The organism is Mesorhizobium sp. WSM4832, assembly GCF_055811115.1.
Genome location: NZ_JBVVQH010000022.1, coordinates 16,618 through 30,736, shown reverse-complemented (window position 1 = coordinate 30,736; position 14,119 = coordinate 16,618). Strand labels below are relative to the sequence as shown.

Below are 14,119 nucleotides of genomic sequence, written 5' to 3'. Positions count from 1 at the left end.
GCGCCGCAACCGCTAAAACCCGGTCGGGCCGATCGGTCCACAACAGGCTGCGGAAAAACTCGGCGACCCCATGGAACAGCGCAAGATCATACCAGCCGTTTCCGTCGCCGTCGTGCGTGGCGGGACGGTGCTTCTGGTCAAGCGCGCGCGGGCGCCGTCGCAAGGGCTCTACGCCTATCCCGGCGGCAAGGTCGAGCCGGGCGAAACGCTCGCCGCCGCGGCGGCGCGTGAATTGCTCGAAGAGACCGGGCTTGCGGCGACAGGCTACCGCCCGCTGCGCGACATCCATATCGACGGCAGCGCCGAAAACCACGCGGTCGACTATCTGCTGACGGTGTTCGGCGCGGCCTATGCCGGCGGCGAACCGGTGGCCGGCGACGACGCCGAGGCGGCCGCCTTCTACACGCTGGCGGAAATGGCCGCGATGCCGCTTGCCGGTGACGTGTTGTCGGTTGCCGAGGAGTTGCTTGGACCTGCGCAAGGCGCCAGGCGGTGAACATCCAGAATGGCCTTGCAGGCGACAAAATGTTTCGCCACAAAGCCCTGCCCTTTCATCGCAAGGCTTTGATGACCCGCGCCTCTCCTCTTCTCGCCGCGTGCCTCGCCGTCGGCATCGCTGTTTCGGCGTCCCCGGCGCGCACCGCCGAGTCGCCTTTCGAGCCAGGGCTGATGCGGTTGGCCGAAGTGCTCGGTTCGCTGCATTTCCTGCGCAACCTGTGCGGCGAGAAGGGCGACCAATGGAGGGTCGAGATGGAAAAGCTGCTCGAGTCGGAAAACCCCGATCCCAACCGGCGCGCCCGTTTCATCGCCTCCTTCAATCGCGGCTATCGCTCTTTCAGCGGCACCTACACCCGATGCACGCCTTCGGCGACCGAGGCCATTGCCCGCTACATGAAGGAAGGCGAGACATTGTCGCGCGATACCGCTTCCCGCTACGGCAATTGAGGCCGGATCAGCCGCCGCGCCGCGTTTTGCGCAGATTTTTTTGCGACAATCGGCGCCAATGTGACGCGCCTTATTGTGTCCTGTCCCGCTCTGGTGCAATCATGTGTTGCACTTGCGCAACAGCGTTAATGAAACGTTAGCGCGCGATTGTGGAATTAACTCAAACTGAAGGTTTTGGTGCCGCGAGCCGGACTAATCGGCTAAGCTCGGCATCGATTGAGAGCAGTCTCGCTCGCAATGTGGATATCGACCATAAAAACGTCGTATTTACAAAGACTTAGTAGAGACTACGGATGAACTGACAGGCCAAGCTAGATTCATCGCCGGATCGATGCTTGCAGAAGGTGGACATCGCAATGGAACATGGTGTCAGCGACATCGACGCGTTGGTCAGGGAAGAAAAGCGCCTGACCGCCGTGGAGAGCCACAGCGAAGCCTGGGCCGAGGGCCTGTCGGCTGGCATCGAACCGGAAATCATCGCCGAGGCCGCGCTGGAGACGGCTTTCGGCGAGATGCTGCGCGCCAATGGCGAGACCTCCGCGCTCGCGCTGCTCGACCGCATGCGCGAAAAGGTGATCGCCGGCGCGTTCGAGCCGGAGCGGCTCAGGCACTAGCACCTGTTTTGACAGCGACTTTTGATCGTGACTTTTGACGGGGACGCGCCGCTTGGGCATCATGCCCATGCGCTTGATCGTTCAAGGTGCCGCGCGGATCAGGCCGGGTAACAATGGAGAGGCAAGCGGTGAGATTTTCGATGTTCGGCCGGCCACGCGGGCTGGCCCTCGACATCCTGATCGCCGCTTCCTGCCTGGCGCTGCCTTTGTGCCTCGCCGGCACGCCGTCCTACGCACTGAGCGAAATCCAGCGCGGGGACCTGCCTTCCCCGGTCAACCCGCCCGCCGGTAGCGACAGCGCTGCGCCTGGAGCCACCGTGCCGATGCCCGAGGCGCCCGGCACCAAACCCTCGGGCAGCGGCCAGCCGGCCGACGACACGGATAAGTCACAGCCGGAGACGCCGCCCGCCAATGGCGGCATCACCAGCCCACGCGCCGATCCGGATGCGCCGCCGCCCGCGGTCGTCTACGACCTCAACACGCTTCCCGAACCGGTCAAGCGCATGCATGGGCTGATCATCGAGGCCTGCCGGGCCGGCGACATCGAGAAGCTGAGGCCACTGATCGGCAAAGGCGATGGCATGACGCAATTGTCGCTGGGCGACATCGACGGCGACCCGATCACCTTCCTCAAGAGCCTTTCCGGCGACGGCGACGGTCAGGAAATCCTCGCCATCCTGGAAGAGGTGCTGTCGGCCGGCTACGTCCATGTCGACACCGGCACGCCGCAGGAACTCTATGTCTGGCCGTATTTCTTCGCCCTGCCGCTCGACAAGCTCGACCCCAGGCAGCGTGTCGAATTGTTCAAGCTGGTCACGGCAAGCGACTATGACGACATGAAGCAGTTCGGCGCCTACATCTTCTACCGCGTGGGCATCACGCCGACCGGCCAGTGGCTGTTTTTCGTCGCCGGGGATTGAGCCGGGAACTCAACCGTTGTCGGTCTCCGGCCATGTGCGGACCGCTTCCTCGCGCACGGCCGAAATAGCCTCGGTTGCCATAGCGACATCCATTTGCAGAACTTCGGCAGCGTCGCGCAATTCGCTTTTGTCCCGGAGCTTGCCCACAACCCAGGCGACTTTGCGTTCAATGTCGGGTCCATAGGCGGTTTGCGCCTTGTCGAGCGCTTCGGCCGGGATTTGCCCATAGGCCTTGATCAACATCCCAAGATCGAAGGCATCTCGATATGCGGTCGCACGGTCCTGACACCGATCGGCGTTCGCCAACAACTTCTCGGCAAACATATCTGAAGGAACGAGGGCCGGTATCCCCAGATCCTCGTCGAAATGACCGCGCAAACCGATGCGGCCTTCCCGAACGACCTCAAACCGGATCGGTTGTCCGTTGAGGCGCACAACGGTCCTCAGGCCATATTGGTCGATCTGGAAGTCCCGGATGGCTTCTACGGGCTCAGGGAAAAAAGCCCGAACGCCAAGCTCCGATGCTCGTGTTCGCAACTCGCGGTAACCGCTGGCGTCGGCGCAAAGGAAATCCAGATCCAGCGACCGACGATACTCGCCAAGCTTCATGACAATGGCCGTACCGCCGCCAAACCAGCATTCGGTGGCCGTCAGAAAGTCACGATCCATCAGCCCGAGGGCTTCGGCGATTATCCTATGTTCCGGTTTTCCGAACGCCTTCATGATCCCTACCCGCAATGTTCCTGCAAGGCGCAGTGGTTGTGCGCGTCGAGGATTATCACGACGTGGTCAGAAGGATACCGTGGCCAAATTCGTCAGCCAACTTCATGATAAGCAGCTTCTCACGCGCCGTAAGGCGCTTTTGATCGACAAACCGCCAGTTGCGTTCGTAAAGCGCAAAGGCCTCTTTCGCGGGGATAGGGCGCGCGACATCGCGGTTCCAGGCGAGTGCCTGGAGCTGTGGAAACTCTGCAGGAATTATCGGCGCAATATTCGCGGTCATAGCGTACTTAAGATAGTGCAGAGCGCTTAACAAATCCAACGTTGGCAGGCTAGACCGGCAGCACCTCGGAAAACTCCACCGTCCTGCCCTGGCCGGGTGTCACGATCTCGCCTTCCCACATGACGCGCGTGCCGCGCACGATGGTGCCGACTGGCCAGCCGGTGACCTGTTTGCCGTCATAGGGCGTCCAGCCGGCCTTTGAGCCGGCCTGCGCGTTGGTGATCGTCTCGCGCCGCTTCATGTCGACGACGGTGAAATCGGCGTCGTAGCCGGCGGCGATGCGGCCTTTCCGCGCCATGCCGAAAATGCGCTGCGGACCGTGGCTCGAAAGATCGACGAAGCGCTGCAAGGTGAGCCGGCCGGCGTTGACGTGGTCGAGCATGATCGGAACCAGCGTCTGCACCCCGGTCATGCCGGACGGCGAGGCTGGATAGGTCTTTGCCTTTTCAACAAGCGTGTGCGGCGCGTGGTCGGACCCCAGAACATCGACGATGCCTTGCGAAATGCCATGCCAGACGCCGTCGCGGTGGCGAGCCGCCCGCACCGGCGGGTTCATCTGGATCAGCGTGCCGAGCCGCGCATAGTCGTCAGCCGTCAGCGTCAGGTGATGCGGGGTCGCCTCGCAGGTCGCGACATCCTTGTGCTGTTCGAGGAAGACGATCTCCTCGGCCGTCGAGATGTGCAGCACATGGATGCGCGCGCGCGTCTGCCTGGCGATGCGCACCAGGCGCTCCGTGCACCGAAGTGCGGTGACCTCGTCGCGCCATACGGGATGCGACGACGGATCGCCCTCTATGCGTTCGCCCAACCGCTCGCGCAGACGAAACTCGTCCTCCGAATGGAAGGCGGAGCGGCGGCGGGTGTTGCGCAGGATCGACGCGACGCCTTCATCGTCCTCGACCAGAAGGTCGCCGGTGGACGAACCCATGAACACTTTGATGCCGGCCGCTCCCGGCAGCCGTTCCAATTCGCCGACATCGCCGGCATTGTCGCGCGTGCCGCCGACCCAGAAGGCGAAATCGCAATGCATGCGGCCGGTGGCGCGGCGCACCTTGTCGGCGAGTGCCGCCTCGCTGGTGGTCAGCGGATTGGTGTTGGGCATTTCGAAGACCGCGGTGACGCCGCCCAGCACCGCCGCGCGGGAGCCGGTTTCCAGATCTTCCTTATGCTCCAGCCCCGGTTCGCGGAAATGCACCTGGCTGTCGACGACGCCCGGCAGGATGTGCAGGCCCCTGCAGTCGATGGTTTCCCCGGCCGAGGCCTGGCCGAGATTGCCGACCCGTGCGATGCGTCCGGCCTTCACGCCGATGTCGCGCCGGCCCTCGCCGTCATGGTTGACCACCGTGCCGCCTGTCAGGATGAGGTCGAAGGTGGTTGCCATGGGCAGGTCCAATCTCTTGCGGGGGGAGTGTGGCCGGCTTACGTAATGAGCGTCCGTTTTGCAAGATCAGGCCGATTTCACGCTCATGCCCTTTGCCCAGCTCAAAGACCACGCGCTTATTTCCGTTTCAGGCCCCGATGCCGAGCATTTCTTACAGAATATCCTCACCACCGATCTCGATACGCTCCAACCCGGCGAAGCGAAACCCGGCGCGCTGCTTTCGCCACAGGGCAAGATCCTGTTCGATTTCCTGATCTCCCGCGCGGGCGACAACGGCTTCCGGTTCGAATGCAGGGCCGACATCGCCGACGATTTCGTGCGCCGGCTGATGCTTTACCGGCTAAGGGCCAAGGCCGAGATTGCCAAGCAGGATCAGGCGTTTGTCACTGTCGGATGGGGTGATGATTCAACCGCCTCACTTTCCGATTCAACGGCGCTTGCCGACATGCGCTTTCGCGATGTCGCGGTCGAGCGCACCTATGGCGGCGAAGCAAAGGACGGTGGCGACTCCGAGGCATGGCAGGTGCTGCGCATCGCCAACGGCATCGCCGAAAGCGGCAGCGACTACCAGCTTGGCGATGCCTTCCCGCATGACGTTCTGCTCGACGAAACCGGCGGTGTCGGCTTCAAGAAGGGCTGCTATATCGGCCAGGAAGTCGTTTCGCGCATGCAGCACCGCGGCACCGCGCGGCGCCGCGTTTTGATCGCCACCGCCGAAAATGCCATGCCCGCCTCCGGCGCCGAACTCACCGTCGACGGCCGGCCTGTCGGTGCGCTCGGGTCGGTCAGCGGCAAGACCGGCCTCGCCATCGCCCGCATCGACCGCGTCAAGGCGGCGGTCGATGCCGGGGAGGCGATCATGGCGGGCGAGGTTCCGATAACGCTCTCGATTCCGACATGGGCGAAGTTCTCCTTCCCGCCGGATGCGGTCAGCGCGGAGGAGGCCTGATGGCGGCCGACAGGGTGGGCGCGCCGCCGCGCGCCTGGCAACGCATGCTTTCTGGCCGTCGGCTCGACCTACTCGATCCATCGCCGCTCGACATCGAGATTGCCGACATCGCGCACGGCCTTGCCCGCGTCGCCCGCTGGAACGGCCAGACCCGCGGCGATCACGCTTTCTCCGTCGCGCAGCATTCGCTGCTGGTCGAAGCGCTCTACGGCGAACTGGCGCCCGCCGCTTCGGCCGAGGCGCGGCTCGCCGCGCTGCTGCACGACGCGCCCGAATATGTCATCGGCGACATGATCTCGCCGTTCAAATCGGTGATGGGCGGCTCCTACAAGGACTGCGAGCTGCGCCTGCAGCGCGCCATCCATCTGCGTTTCTCGCTGCCGGCGGAGCTCGCCGCGACGTTGCGCAAGGACATCAAGCGCGCCGACCAGATCGCCGCCTATTATGAGGCGACGCTGCTTGCCGGCTTTTCGACAGCGGAAGCCACCGAGTTCTTTGGCCGGCCGCGCGGCTTTTCCGCCGACCGCTTCGACTTCACGCCAAAATCCGTCACCTGGGCGCAAACTGCTTTTCTCAAGCGCTTCAAGACGCTGGAGGCCAAGCGCCAGTCTTCGCTCGCCATGGATTCAACCACGTAGAAGAACGCTAAATTAACCCGCGACAAGGACAGTATTGCGTTCGGTCACGGTCCGAAGGCCTGCTGATGCCTGGCGCACATGTCAAGACTGCTTCCGTCGCCGGCAAGCGAAGAGCAGCCGGTACTGGTCCGGCACGGCGGATCGCGGAAGAATTACGGGCCCAGAACGAGCGCTTCGAGGCGGCCGTCGAGAACATGTCGCATGGGCTGTGCATGTTCGACGCCGATGAGCGGATGATCATCTGCAACCGCAACTACATCGACATCTTCAGCCTGGATGCCGAAGTGGTGAAGCCTGGCATTCGTTTCTTCGACATTCTGCAGCATAGCGCCGACATCGGCATCGCCTCGCAGAGCGCCAGCGAGCTCTATGCCATCCGCAAGCCTTATATCGACGGGGCCAAGCCTTCGACCTACGAGGAAGTTCTGTCGGACGGGCGCATCATCGTCATTTCGCACAGGCCGATCGCCGTCGGCGGCTGGGTGTCGATCTACGAGGACGTGACCGAAGAGCGGCGCGCCGAAGCGGAGTTGAAAGAACAACACCGCCGCTTCGACGCCGCTTTGGCCAACATGTCGCAAGGCCTGCTGATGTACAGCGCCAAGGGCCGCCTCATCGTGCGCAACCAGCGTTTTCTGGACCTGTGCAACGCCAAGGCGTCGGATTTCGCGCTTGGCATGACGCACCGCCAGATGCTGGACAAGCTCATTCGCCTCGGCATCTTCGCGCCGCTCGAAATCGACGTTGAAGTCGGAAAAACGAAGGCCAGCCTGGAGGCCGGCCAGTCGCGCGCGAGCTATCGCGAACTGGTCGACGGCCGAACGCTCTTCGTCTTGCGGCGTCCGCTCGCCGGCGGCGGGTGGGTGGCGACCTTCGAGGATGTCACCGAGCGCCGGCGCGCCGAAGAGCGCATGACGCATCTTGCGCATCACGACACGCTGACCAATCTGCCCAACCGCTCGATGTTTCGTGAACGCCTGGACCAGGCGCTTGGCGAGGCCAACGCCCAACCGCTGGCGATCCTCTCGCTCGACCTCGACCGCTTCAAGGCCGTCAACGACACGTTCGGCCACCCGGCTGGAGACTGGCTGCTGAAATGCGTTGCCAAGCGGCTGCAGCATTCCGTGCGCAGCAGCAAGGACGTGGTGGCGCGCTTCGGCGGCGACGAGTTCGCCATCATCCAGTTCGGCATCAAGAGCGTCGCCGACGCCGAAAAGCTCGCCAAGCGCATCGTCGAGATCGTCGGCAAGCCCTATCGCGACAAGGGGCGCGAAATGCATGTGGGCGTCAGCCTCGGCATCGCGCTCTATCCCGGCGACGGACGCGATGCCGACACGCTACTCACCAACGCCGACATGGCGCTCTACCGGGGCAAGAGCGAAGGACGCAACGTCTATCGCTTCTTCGAGCCGGGCATGGATGCCCTGATGCGGGAGCGCCGTGCGCTTGAAGTCGAACTCGAAGCTGCGCTCTCCAAGCGCGAGTTCGAGCTCGATTTCCAGCCGATCCTCAACATCGGCTCCGGCAGGATTGTCGGTGCGGAAGCCCTGATGCGCTGGCGTTCGCCGGCGCGCGGCCTGGTGTCGCCGGAAAACTTCATTCCCGCCGCCGAGGAGACCGGGCTGATCGTGCAACTCGGCGACTGGGCGCTGCGCAAGGCTTGCAACGTGGCGGCCAATTGGCCGCGGGACATGCGCATGGCCGTCAACGTCTCGGCCGCGCAGATCAAGAGCGGCGGCTTCGCCCGCAGCGTGATCTCGGCGCTCGCCTTTTCCGGCCTGCCCGCCGACCGCCTGGAGCTCGAAATCACAGAAACGGTGATGATGGACGAAAGCGACGCGGTGCTGAAGACGCTGAGCCAGTTGCGCGGCCTCGGCGTGCGCATCGCGCTCGACGATTTCGGCACCGGCTATTCCTCGCTCGGCTATCTGCGACGCTTCCCCGTCGACAAGATCAAGATAGACCGCTCCTTCATCCGCGATCTCGACAAGCGCGACACAGCGGCGATCGTGCGCACTGTGATCGGGCTCGGCGCGGAGCTCGGCATCACCGTCACCGCCGAGGGGGTCGAGACCGAAGCGCAGCTCGACACGCTGCGCAAGGCCGGCTGCGGCGAGGCGCAAGGCTATCTGATCGGCGTGCCGACCAAGGCTTCCGACATGGGCCGGCTGCTGCGCTCGCAAGCGCTGCTGCGCCAGTCAGGCTGATTCTGCCGTAGCGCGTCGCCTTAGCGCAGGCTCTCGATGTATTTCTCGTGGAAGCTCACATAGCCGGGCTCGACGACCTTGAGATGGCGCTCGATCAGCCAGTGGAATTCCGGCAGCTGGTGGAACGGCACGCCGGGATAGGTGTGGTGCTCGGCATGATAAGGCATGTTCCAGGCGAGCTTGCGCACAAACCAGTTGGTCAGCGTCGTGCGGGTGTTTTCCAGCATGTTGGCGACAAAGGGACAGCGACCATGCTCGGCCAGCAGATAAAGCCGCAGGAAAGGCTGGCCGAGCAGCGCCGGCACGATCCAGACATAGAGCAGCACCGATGACCTGAACCAGACGGCAAGCGCCAGCAGGATGACATAAAAGGCGATCATCGCCCTCGCCTCGGCTTTCACTTTCGGCAGACCCTTCGGCGGCACGTAACTGTCCCGGCAGCCACCGGTCGCATTGGTGTAGAGCGTCTTGAAATGGCCCCACCACACCGGCAGCCCGGAGACGTGGACGATGTATTGCCGCAAGGTTTCGGGCTTCGGGAAGGCCAGTTCCGGATCGTTCTCGGGATCCTGGGTGAAGCGGTGATGGGCGAAGTGGAAGTAGCGGAACCAGTCGGCGGGCAGCGCGATCGCCAGGCTGCAGAAGCGCGCGACGATATCGTTCAGCCACTGCGTTTCGAACGCCGTCCTGTGCACGGTTTCATGCAGCACCGTGAACAGGAACACGATCAGCACACCCTGCGGCAGCATCAGGACCGGCCAGAACGGCACTTGTGCCGCGATTAGCGCGCCGAGAACGATGATCGCGCCGAGATGGAGGGCGAACTGGACAAGGCCCGGGGCATCCGATTTTCCGGTCAGCCGGCCGCGCTCCTCATTCGTCAGCGACGCTATCACGTGGCGATGGTCGACGGTTGCGTCGTGGTCGATTGCATTCATGAGATCACGATACCGAGAAAGAAACCTTTCGAAAAACGAGGATTTCTGCAAAATAGATAAGGTCACCTTATCTTTTGGATCGCGATGGTCGCCCTTCCCTCCTTGCGCGGACTTCAGGCCTTCGAAGCGGCGGCCCGCACGGGCAGTTTTGCGGCCGCGGCGGAGGAGCTGTCGGTTTCGGCGGCGGCCGTCAGCCAGCTTATCCGCACCGTCGAGGAGCAGATGGGGCGAAAACTGTTCCACCGGGTCAACCGGCGCGCTGTGCTTACCGAGGCCGGGGTGGAGATGCTGCCCAGGCTCAGCATGGCCTTCCGGGAAATCGGCAGTGTCGCGCGCGATGCCGGCGGCGATGCGTTCCGGCCAAGGCTCGTCGTTTCCGTGCCGCCCTCGATGGCGATGGGCTGGCTCTCGGAGCGTCTCGCCGGCTTCGTCGCCGACCATGGCGCCGCCGACATATCGCTCAGAGGCGACGACGATCCGGTGCCGTTCGATCATGAATTGATCGACATCCGCCTCTCCTACGGTCCGCACTACCGCGAGCATCCGACGGAAGAGATCGTCAGGGACGCCGTCTATCCCGTCTGCGCGCCGGCGCTCGCAAGCATGACCGGATCCGCCAGCCTTGCCGGCCTGCCGCTGATCCACACCGATTGGGGACCGACCGGCGCGTCCTTTCCATCCTGGCGCAACTGGTTCGAGGCAGCGGGGAGCGAGCCGGGGCGCATGGCACAGCGCGGCCTTTCGGCCAATTCGTCGCGCGCAGCGCTCGATCTCGCCATTTCAGGACTGGGCGTGGCGCTGGCGCAAGGCGTCTACTGCGCCCAGGCGCTGGAAGACGGCCGGCTGGTCCGGCCCGCTGCCCGATCCCTGGCGTTGCGCCAACCCTATTGCCTGACGATCCCGGAACGCAGCGCAAGGCGCGATATCGTGGCGGCGTTCCGGGAATGGCTGATCGGGGAATGCGTGCGCGCAGTCGGATCGCCGGCGCTCGGCACCCGGTCATCCGAGGATTAATTTAGGGAATTACGGTGACGGAGCACTAATTTGCCTTCGCTGCCCGCCTCGCTTTTCAGTCGAACGAAACAGGAGATTTTTGATGTCGCTCGAACTCATCAACCCGGATGATCTGCCAGTTCCAGAGATGTACACACAGGTTGTCGTCGCGACGGGATCCAAGCTGGTGTTCATCTCGGGTCAGCAGCCCGAAGACATAAACGGCAAGCTCGTCGGGCATGGTGATTTTGCGGCGCAAGCACGCCTGGCGTTCGGCAATCTCGGCCGAGCGCTCAGTGCGGCGGGTGCCCGGCCCGACCAAGTCTGCAAGATCACGATCTACATCGTCGACTACAACCGCGATGAACACGTTCCGATCATCGAAGATGCGCAGATTTCGCTGTTTGGAGATCACAAGCCAGCAAATGTGATTGTCGGCGTGGCGATCATGTCCCCAGGCTACCTCATAGAGGTCGACGCGATAGCGGTCATTGACGGGGCCAGCAGCAGCTAGCTGGTCATCATCGATTCAGAGATGCCCAGCCAATGCCGCCACCATGTCCTTGCTGTTAGCCACGGGAACGATCTCGAACTCGACCAAATCCGCCCATTCGATGACCCAGCGCTGCAGCACCGTCGCATCGTCGGCTTCGACCAGCATGAAGCAGCGGCTCATGTCGCCGGCGATCCAGCTGTGATGCACGACGAGTTCGTCGGGTTTCAGGCGGCCCTTGTCACGGAAACGGCGATAGATCTCCTTGCGGTCCGAGCCGTGAAAATCCTCGATCACGAAAAACAGCATTTTGTTCCCTCAAATCAGGCAGTTACTTCTCCGGTCGCTATTTGTCCGGCCGCTCCAGGCGTTCCAGGAACCACTGCGTCAATCGCACCCACAGCTCGTCCTTCTCGCCGGAATCCTCCCAGCCATGGTCAAGATTGGGATTGTCATTGACCTCAATAACGAAGACCCCGTCCTTGGTCTCCTTGAGGTCGACGCCGTAGAGGCCGTCGCCGATGCACTTTGCCGCTTTGACGGCGGTCTCGACGACATGCGGCGGCGTCTGCTTCAGCGTGAAGGTCTTGATGCCGCCCTGGTCGGGCTTGCCGCTGGCCTTGTGGTTGACGATCTGCCAGTGCTTCTTCGCCATCAGATAATGGACGGCAAACAGCGGCTGGCCGCCGAGCACGCCGACGCGCCAGTCATATTCGGTCGGGATGAATTTCTGCGCGATCAGCAGATCGGAATCGTCCAGCCACTCAGTCGCGAGCTTGGTCAACTCAGCCATGTTCTCGCATTTCTTGACGCCGCGCGAGAAGGACGAATCCGGGATCTTCAAGACCAGCGGAAAGCCCAGTGTCTGCGCCGCGAGCTCCAGGTCGGAGGTACCGGCGATCATCACCGTCGGCGGCACCGGCACCTTGTTGTAGGTCATCAGCTCGTTGAGATAGACCTTGTTGGTGCAGCGGATCATCGACAGCGGATCGTCGATCACCGGCATGCCTTCCTGCTGGGCGCGGCGCGCGAAGCGGTAGGTGTGGTTGGAGATCGACGTGGTCTCGCGGATGAACAGCGCGTCGTAATTGGCGAGCTTGGCGAGGTCCTTCCTGGTGATCGGCTCGACTTCGACACCCATCTTCTCGGCGATCCTCGCCCAGTAGCGCAGCGAGGAAATCTCCGACGGCGGCAATTCCTCATGCGGGTCGACCAGCGTGGCAAACGTATAGCGCGCAGGCGTGCGGCCCTTGGTGTCGCGCCATTCGCGATTGGTGTAGGTGTCCAGGCACTGCAGGAAGAACTCGTCCTCATCCTCGGTCATGCGGGCGAGCGGCAGGAAGCCGATCTTGCGGATCGACGCCCATTCGGCGCTGTCCTTGATATGGACCTCGAGCGCCGGGGCACGGAACCAGTCGAACAACAGCTTGGCGAAACGGTCCCATACTTTCGACGGACCGATGCCGAAGAAGATCGCGACCTTCGCCGGGAAAGTCCCGCCGAGGTCCTTGCGGCATTTGTTCAGGGCAAGTTCGAGTTCCGGCAGCGCGTGCTCGTAAAGCTTGCGCTCCGAGAGGTCGATCATCGTCTCGACGGTCGGGATCACCCTATGGCCGCGCGAGCCCGCGAGCAGCGATGCATAGTAGCCGCGGCTCTGATAGCCGTAATTGTTCGAAAGGTTGATCACCTTCGGCCGCTGGCCGCGGAACAGCGCCGGATGCGCGAGGTAATCGCGGTTGGTGATGATCTTGTGGGGGGTGGCAACCTGATCGAGATCGTTCTGCCTGCCTGTCAGGATAACCCAGGTCATTGTCTCAGCGTTTTCCCAGAGTGATGGCGGCGCGCAAACCGTCGCGGCCGAACTGCGCCATGTTCATGAAGATGTCGTAGGGCACCGGAATGTTCGCGGCATCGAGGATCGTTTCCTGCCTTTCGTCCTCGACCCAGGGATCGTGGATCAGGATATGGTCGCCATCGTCGCCGATGGCCAGCACCCAATGCGGCACCTTCTTGCCGAACATAAGGAAGCCGCTGATCAGCACAACCACCAGTTTGCCCTCGGCCAGGGCGTCACGGATATCGCCGATGCCGAACGGACGGTAATTGACGGGAATGCCGTAAAGTTCGGCACGGCGGCGGAAATCGACCTGCGCCAGCTCCATCACCCGGCGCTTGTCCTCGCTGCGCACCGACTGCAGGAACAGCGCGCCGTAAAAGGAGACGAATATCTCGGCGGCGAGCCCGCTCTCGTAGCCGGAGACCGCCAGGCCGAAAGGCTCGCAGCCGCCGGGACCGGACATCATGAAGACCGTGGTGGCCTCGCGCCAGAGGCGGATTTCCATCACCGGATCGGGCACGAAGCCGCGGTCGAAATTGGCCATCGCCATCATCAGGCAGCACGGACCGCAAGTGAACTCACAAGTCTGCTGGTAGAACGGAACTTTGGTCGCTGTGGGTGTGTCGCCGCGCAGCGTCTTTTCGTAGCGAAGCGCCGTCGCGCCATCCTCGTAATAGTCGGGCTCGCGGCCTAGTTTCCGATAGCCGGCCTGCTCGTAGATGCGGATGGCGCGTTCATTGTCCTCGCGCACCTCAAGCCGCAGCAACAAGCGGTCATGCTCGAAGGCCGCGTCCTCGGCGGCCGCCAACAGGACGCGGCCGATGCCGAGCCCACCGAAAAAGGGACCGACAGCGATGGAATAGAGCCGCGCCACGCCGCTGCCCTTGCGAAACAGCACCACCGCATAGCCGGCGACACGCCCCTCGTTTTCAGCCACCAGCATCTCGGCGGTCTCGCGTTCGATAAACTGACGGAAGGAACGGCGCGACAGCCGGTCGCCAGGAAACACCGCCTTCTCGATGGCGGCGAGGTCATCGACATCTGACGCACGGGCCTTGCGAATCTCGGCAGGCATACGGGCTTGGGAGAACCTCGATTGGGTGTGGAAACGGCCCCGGTGGATGCGTCGCGAACACTGGCCGAAACGCCGGTATCCATCAAGCGCTATCGCTCCTTGATTAGGGCCGAATTGTGACAGTTT

Annotated in this window: 16 protein-coding genes; 9 read left to right on the top strand and 7 right to left on the bottom strand. The window is 63.0% G+C overall.

Going from position 1 to position 14,119, the window contains the following annotated elements; translation table 11 throughout:
- Positions 1–70: 70 nt before the first annotated feature.
- The 4 genes from AC0L2L_RS26360 to AC0L2L_RS26345 all read left to right on the top strand — a co-directional run bounded on the left by AC0L2L_RS26360 (position 71) and on the right by AC0L2L_RS26345 (position 2,479).
- On the top strand, positions 71–496 hold the full coding sequence (locus AC0L2L_RS26360) for an NUDIX domain-containing protein (RefSeq protein ID WP_473582510.1): 426 nt from the start codon (positions 71–73) through the stop codon (positions 494–496).
- A 71-nt stretch (positions 497–567) separates the two neighbouring features.
- On the top strand, positions 568–945 hold the full coding sequence (locus AC0L2L_RS26355; RefSeq protein ID WP_473582719.1) for a TIGR02301 family protein: 378 nt from the start codon (positions 568–570) through the stop codon (positions 943–945).
- Positions 946–1,301: 356 nt separating this feature from the next.
- Entirely contained in the window at positions 1,302–1,559 is a 258-nt protein-coding gene (locus tag AC0L2L_RS26350) for a hypothetical protein (protein ID WP_027164925.1), read from the top strand.
- A 128-nt stretch (positions 1,560–1,687) separates the two neighbouring features.
- Positions 1,688–2,479, top strand: coding sequence for a hypothetical protein (locus AC0L2L_RS26345; RefSeq protein ID WP_473582508.1), 792 nt, complete (start codon positions 1,688–1,690; stop codon positions 2,477–2,479).
- 9 nt (positions 2,480–2,488) lie between these two features.
- On the opposite strand, the gene AC0L2L_RS26340 is transcribed toward AC0L2L_RS26345, so the two are convergent.
- The 3 genes from AC0L2L_RS26340 to AC0L2L_RS26330 are packed head-to-tail and all read right to left on the bottom strand — an operon-like array spanning position 2,489 to position 4,863.
- Complete coding sequence (locus tag AC0L2L_RS26340) at positions 2,489–3,202, bottom strand: nucleotidyl transferase AbiEii/AbiGii toxin family protein (RefSeq protein ID WP_473582507.1); 714 nt, start codon at positions 3,200–3,202, stop codon at positions 2,489–2,491.
- 55 nt (positions 3,203–3,257) lie between these two features.
- The gene (locus AC0L2L_RS26335; protein ID WP_473582505.1) at positions 3,258–3,482 is read right to left on the bottom strand and encodes a hypothetical protein; all 225 of its coding nucleotides are present in this window, start codon (positions 3,480–3,482) and stop codon (positions 3,258–3,260) included.
- 49 nt (positions 3,483–3,531) lie between these two features.
- Complete coding sequence (locus tag AC0L2L_RS26330) at positions 3,532–4,863, bottom strand: dihydroorotase (protein ID WP_473582503.1); 1,332 nt, start codon at positions 4,861–4,863, stop codon at positions 3,532–3,534.
- 85 nt (positions 4,864–4,948) lie between these two features.
- Here AC0L2L_RS26330 and ygfZ point away from each other — a divergent pair, with 85 nt between their 5' ends.
- The 3 genes from ygfZ (at position 4,949) to AC0L2L_RS26315 (ending at position 8,657) form a co-directional block, all read left to right on the top strand.
- Complete coding sequence (gene ygfZ / locus AC0L2L_RS26325; protein WP_473582717.1) at positions 4,949–5,812, top strand: CAF17-like 4Fe-4S cluster assembly/insertion protein YgfZ; 864 nt, start codon at positions 4,949–4,951, stop codon at positions 5,810–5,812.
- Positions 5,812–6,450 carry a YfbR-like 5'-deoxynucleotidase gene (locus tag AC0L2L_RS26320; RefSeq protein WP_027164921.1) on the top strand — a complete coding sequence of 213 codons (639 nt, stop codon included), beginning with the start codon at positions 5,812–5,814 and terminating at the stop codon, positions 6,448–6,450. The genes ygfZ and AC0L2L_RS26320 overlap by 1 nt, the downstream gene beginning before the upstream one ends.
- A gap of 65 nt (positions 6,451–6,515) precedes the next feature.
- Positions 6,516–8,657, top strand: coding sequence for a putative bifunctional diguanylate cyclase/phosphodiesterase (locus tag AC0L2L_RS26315; protein ID WP_473582500.1), 2,142 nt, complete (start codon positions 6,516–6,518; stop codon positions 8,655–8,657).
- A gap of 20 nt (positions 8,658–8,677) precedes the next feature.
- On the opposite strand, the gene AC0L2L_RS26310 is transcribed toward AC0L2L_RS26315, so the two are convergent.
- The gene (locus AC0L2L_RS26310) at positions 8,678–9,595 is read right to left on the bottom strand and encodes a fatty acid desaturase family protein (protein WP_473582498.1); all 918 of its coding nucleotides are present in this window, start codon (positions 9,593–9,595) and stop codon (positions 8,678–8,680) included.
- An 84-nt stretch (positions 9,596–9,679) separates the two neighbouring features.
- On the opposite strand from AC0L2L_RS26310, the gene AC0L2L_RS26305 reads away from it, so the two are divergent.
- Together AC0L2L_RS26305 and AC0L2L_RS26300 are read left to right on the top strand one after the other, a co-directional pair.
- Positions 9,680–10,609, top strand: coding sequence for a LysR substrate-binding domain-containing protein (locus tag AC0L2L_RS26305; protein WP_473582496.1), 930 nt, complete (start codon positions 9,680–9,682; stop codon positions 10,607–10,609).
- A gap of 82 nt (positions 10,610–10,691) precedes the next feature.
- Positions 10,692–11,102, top strand: coding sequence for a RidA family protein (locus AC0L2L_RS26300; RefSeq protein WP_473582494.1), 411 nt, complete (start codon positions 10,692–10,694; stop codon positions 11,100–11,102).
- A 15-nt stretch (positions 11,103–11,117) separates the two neighbouring features.
- Here the strand turns inward: AC0L2L_RS26300 and AC0L2L_RS26295 are convergent, their stop codons facing one another.
- The 3 genes from AC0L2L_RS26295 to AC0L2L_RS26285 are packed head-to-tail and all read right to left on the bottom strand — an operon-like array spanning position 11,118 to position 13,993.
- Positions 11,118–11,390: a DUF3303 domain-containing protein gene (locus tag AC0L2L_RS26295; protein ID WP_473582492.1), complete on the bottom strand. Its 273-nt coding sequence runs from the start codon at positions 11,388–11,390 to the stop codon at positions 11,118–11,120.
- Positions 11,391–11,427: 37 nt separating this feature from the next.
- Positions 11,428–12,891 (bottom strand): RimK family protein, encoded by a 1,464-nt coding sequence (locus AC0L2L_RS26290; protein WP_473582490.1) that lies wholly within the window; start codon positions 12,889–12,891, stop codon positions 11,428–11,430.
- Between the two features lie 4 nt (positions 12,892–12,895).
- Positions 12,896–13,993 carry a peptidase C39 family protein gene (locus AC0L2L_RS26285; protein WP_473582488.1) on the bottom strand — a complete coding sequence of 366 codons (1,098 nt, stop codon included), beginning with the start codon at positions 13,991–13,993 and terminating at the stop codon, positions 12,896–12,898.
- Between the last annotated feature and the right edge of the window lie 126 nt (positions 13,994–14,119).

What these genes read in the sequence shown, in the direction of transcription:
- AC0L2L_RS26335 (WP_473582505.1), bottom strand. Translation starts at nt 3,482, where the DNA reads ATGACCGCGAATATTGCGCCGATAATTCCTGCAGAGTTTCCACAGCTC.
- AC0L2L_RS26340 (WP_473582507.1), bottom strand. Translation starts at nt 3,202, where the DNA reads ATGAAGGCGTTCGGAAAACCGGAACATAGGATAATCGCCGAAGCCCTC.
- AC0L2L_RS26315 (WP_473582500.1), top strand. Translation starts at nt 6,516, where the DNA reads ATGCCTGGCGCACATGTCAAGACTGCTTCCGTCGCCGGCAAGCGAAGA.
- AC0L2L_RS26355 (WP_473582719.1), top strand. Translation starts at nt 568, where the DNA reads ATGACCCGCGCCTCTCCTCTTCTCGCCGCGTGCCTCGCCGTCGGCATC.
- AC0L2L_RS26360 (WP_473582510.1), top strand. Translation starts at nt 71, where the DNA reads ATGGAACAGCGCAAGATCATACCAGCCGTTTCCGTCGCCGTCGTGCGT.
- AC0L2L_RS26285 (WP_473582488.1), bottom strand. Translation starts at nt 13,993, where the DNA reads ATGCCTGCCGAGATTCGCAAGGCCCGTGCGTCAGATGTCGATGACCTC.
- AC0L2L_RS26305 (WP_473582496.1), top strand. Translation starts at nt 9,680, where the DNA reads ATGGTCGCCCTTCCCTCCTTGCGCGGACTTCAGGCCTTCGAAGCGGCG.
- AC0L2L_RS26295 (WP_473582492.1), bottom strand. Translation starts at nt 11,390, where the DNA reads ATGCTGTTTTTCGTGATCGAGGATTTTCACGGCTCGGACCGCAAGGAG.
- AC0L2L_RS26320 (WP_027164921.1), top strand. Translation starts at nt 5,812, where the DNA reads ATGGCGGCCGACAGGGTGGGCGCGCCGCCGCGCGCCTGGCAACGCATG.
- ygfZ (WP_473582717.1), top strand. Translation starts at nt 4,949, where the DNA reads ATGCCCTTTGCCCAGCTCAAAGACCACGCGCTTATTTCCGTTTCAGGC.
- AC0L2L_RS26290 (WP_473582490.1), bottom strand. Translation starts at nt 12,891, where the DNA reads ATGACCTGGGTTATCCTGACAGGCAGGCAGAACGATCTCGATCAGGTT.
- AC0L2L_RS26330 (WP_473582503.1), bottom strand. Translation starts at nt 4,863, where the DNA reads ATGGCAACCACCTTCGACCTCATCCTGACAGGCGGCACGGTGGTCAAC.
- AC0L2L_RS26310 (WP_473582498.1), bottom strand. Translation starts at nt 9,595, where the DNA reads ATGAATGCAATCGACCACGACGCAACCGTCGACCATCGCCACGTGATA.
- AC0L2L_RS26300 (WP_473582494.1), top strand. Translation starts at nt 10,692, where the DNA reads ATGTCGCTCGAACTCATCAACCCGGATGATCTGCCAGTTCCAGAGATG.
- AC0L2L_RS26350 (WP_027164925.1), top strand. Translation starts at nt 1,302, where the DNA reads ATGGAACATGGTGTCAGCGACATCGACGCGTTGGTCAGGGAAGAAAAG.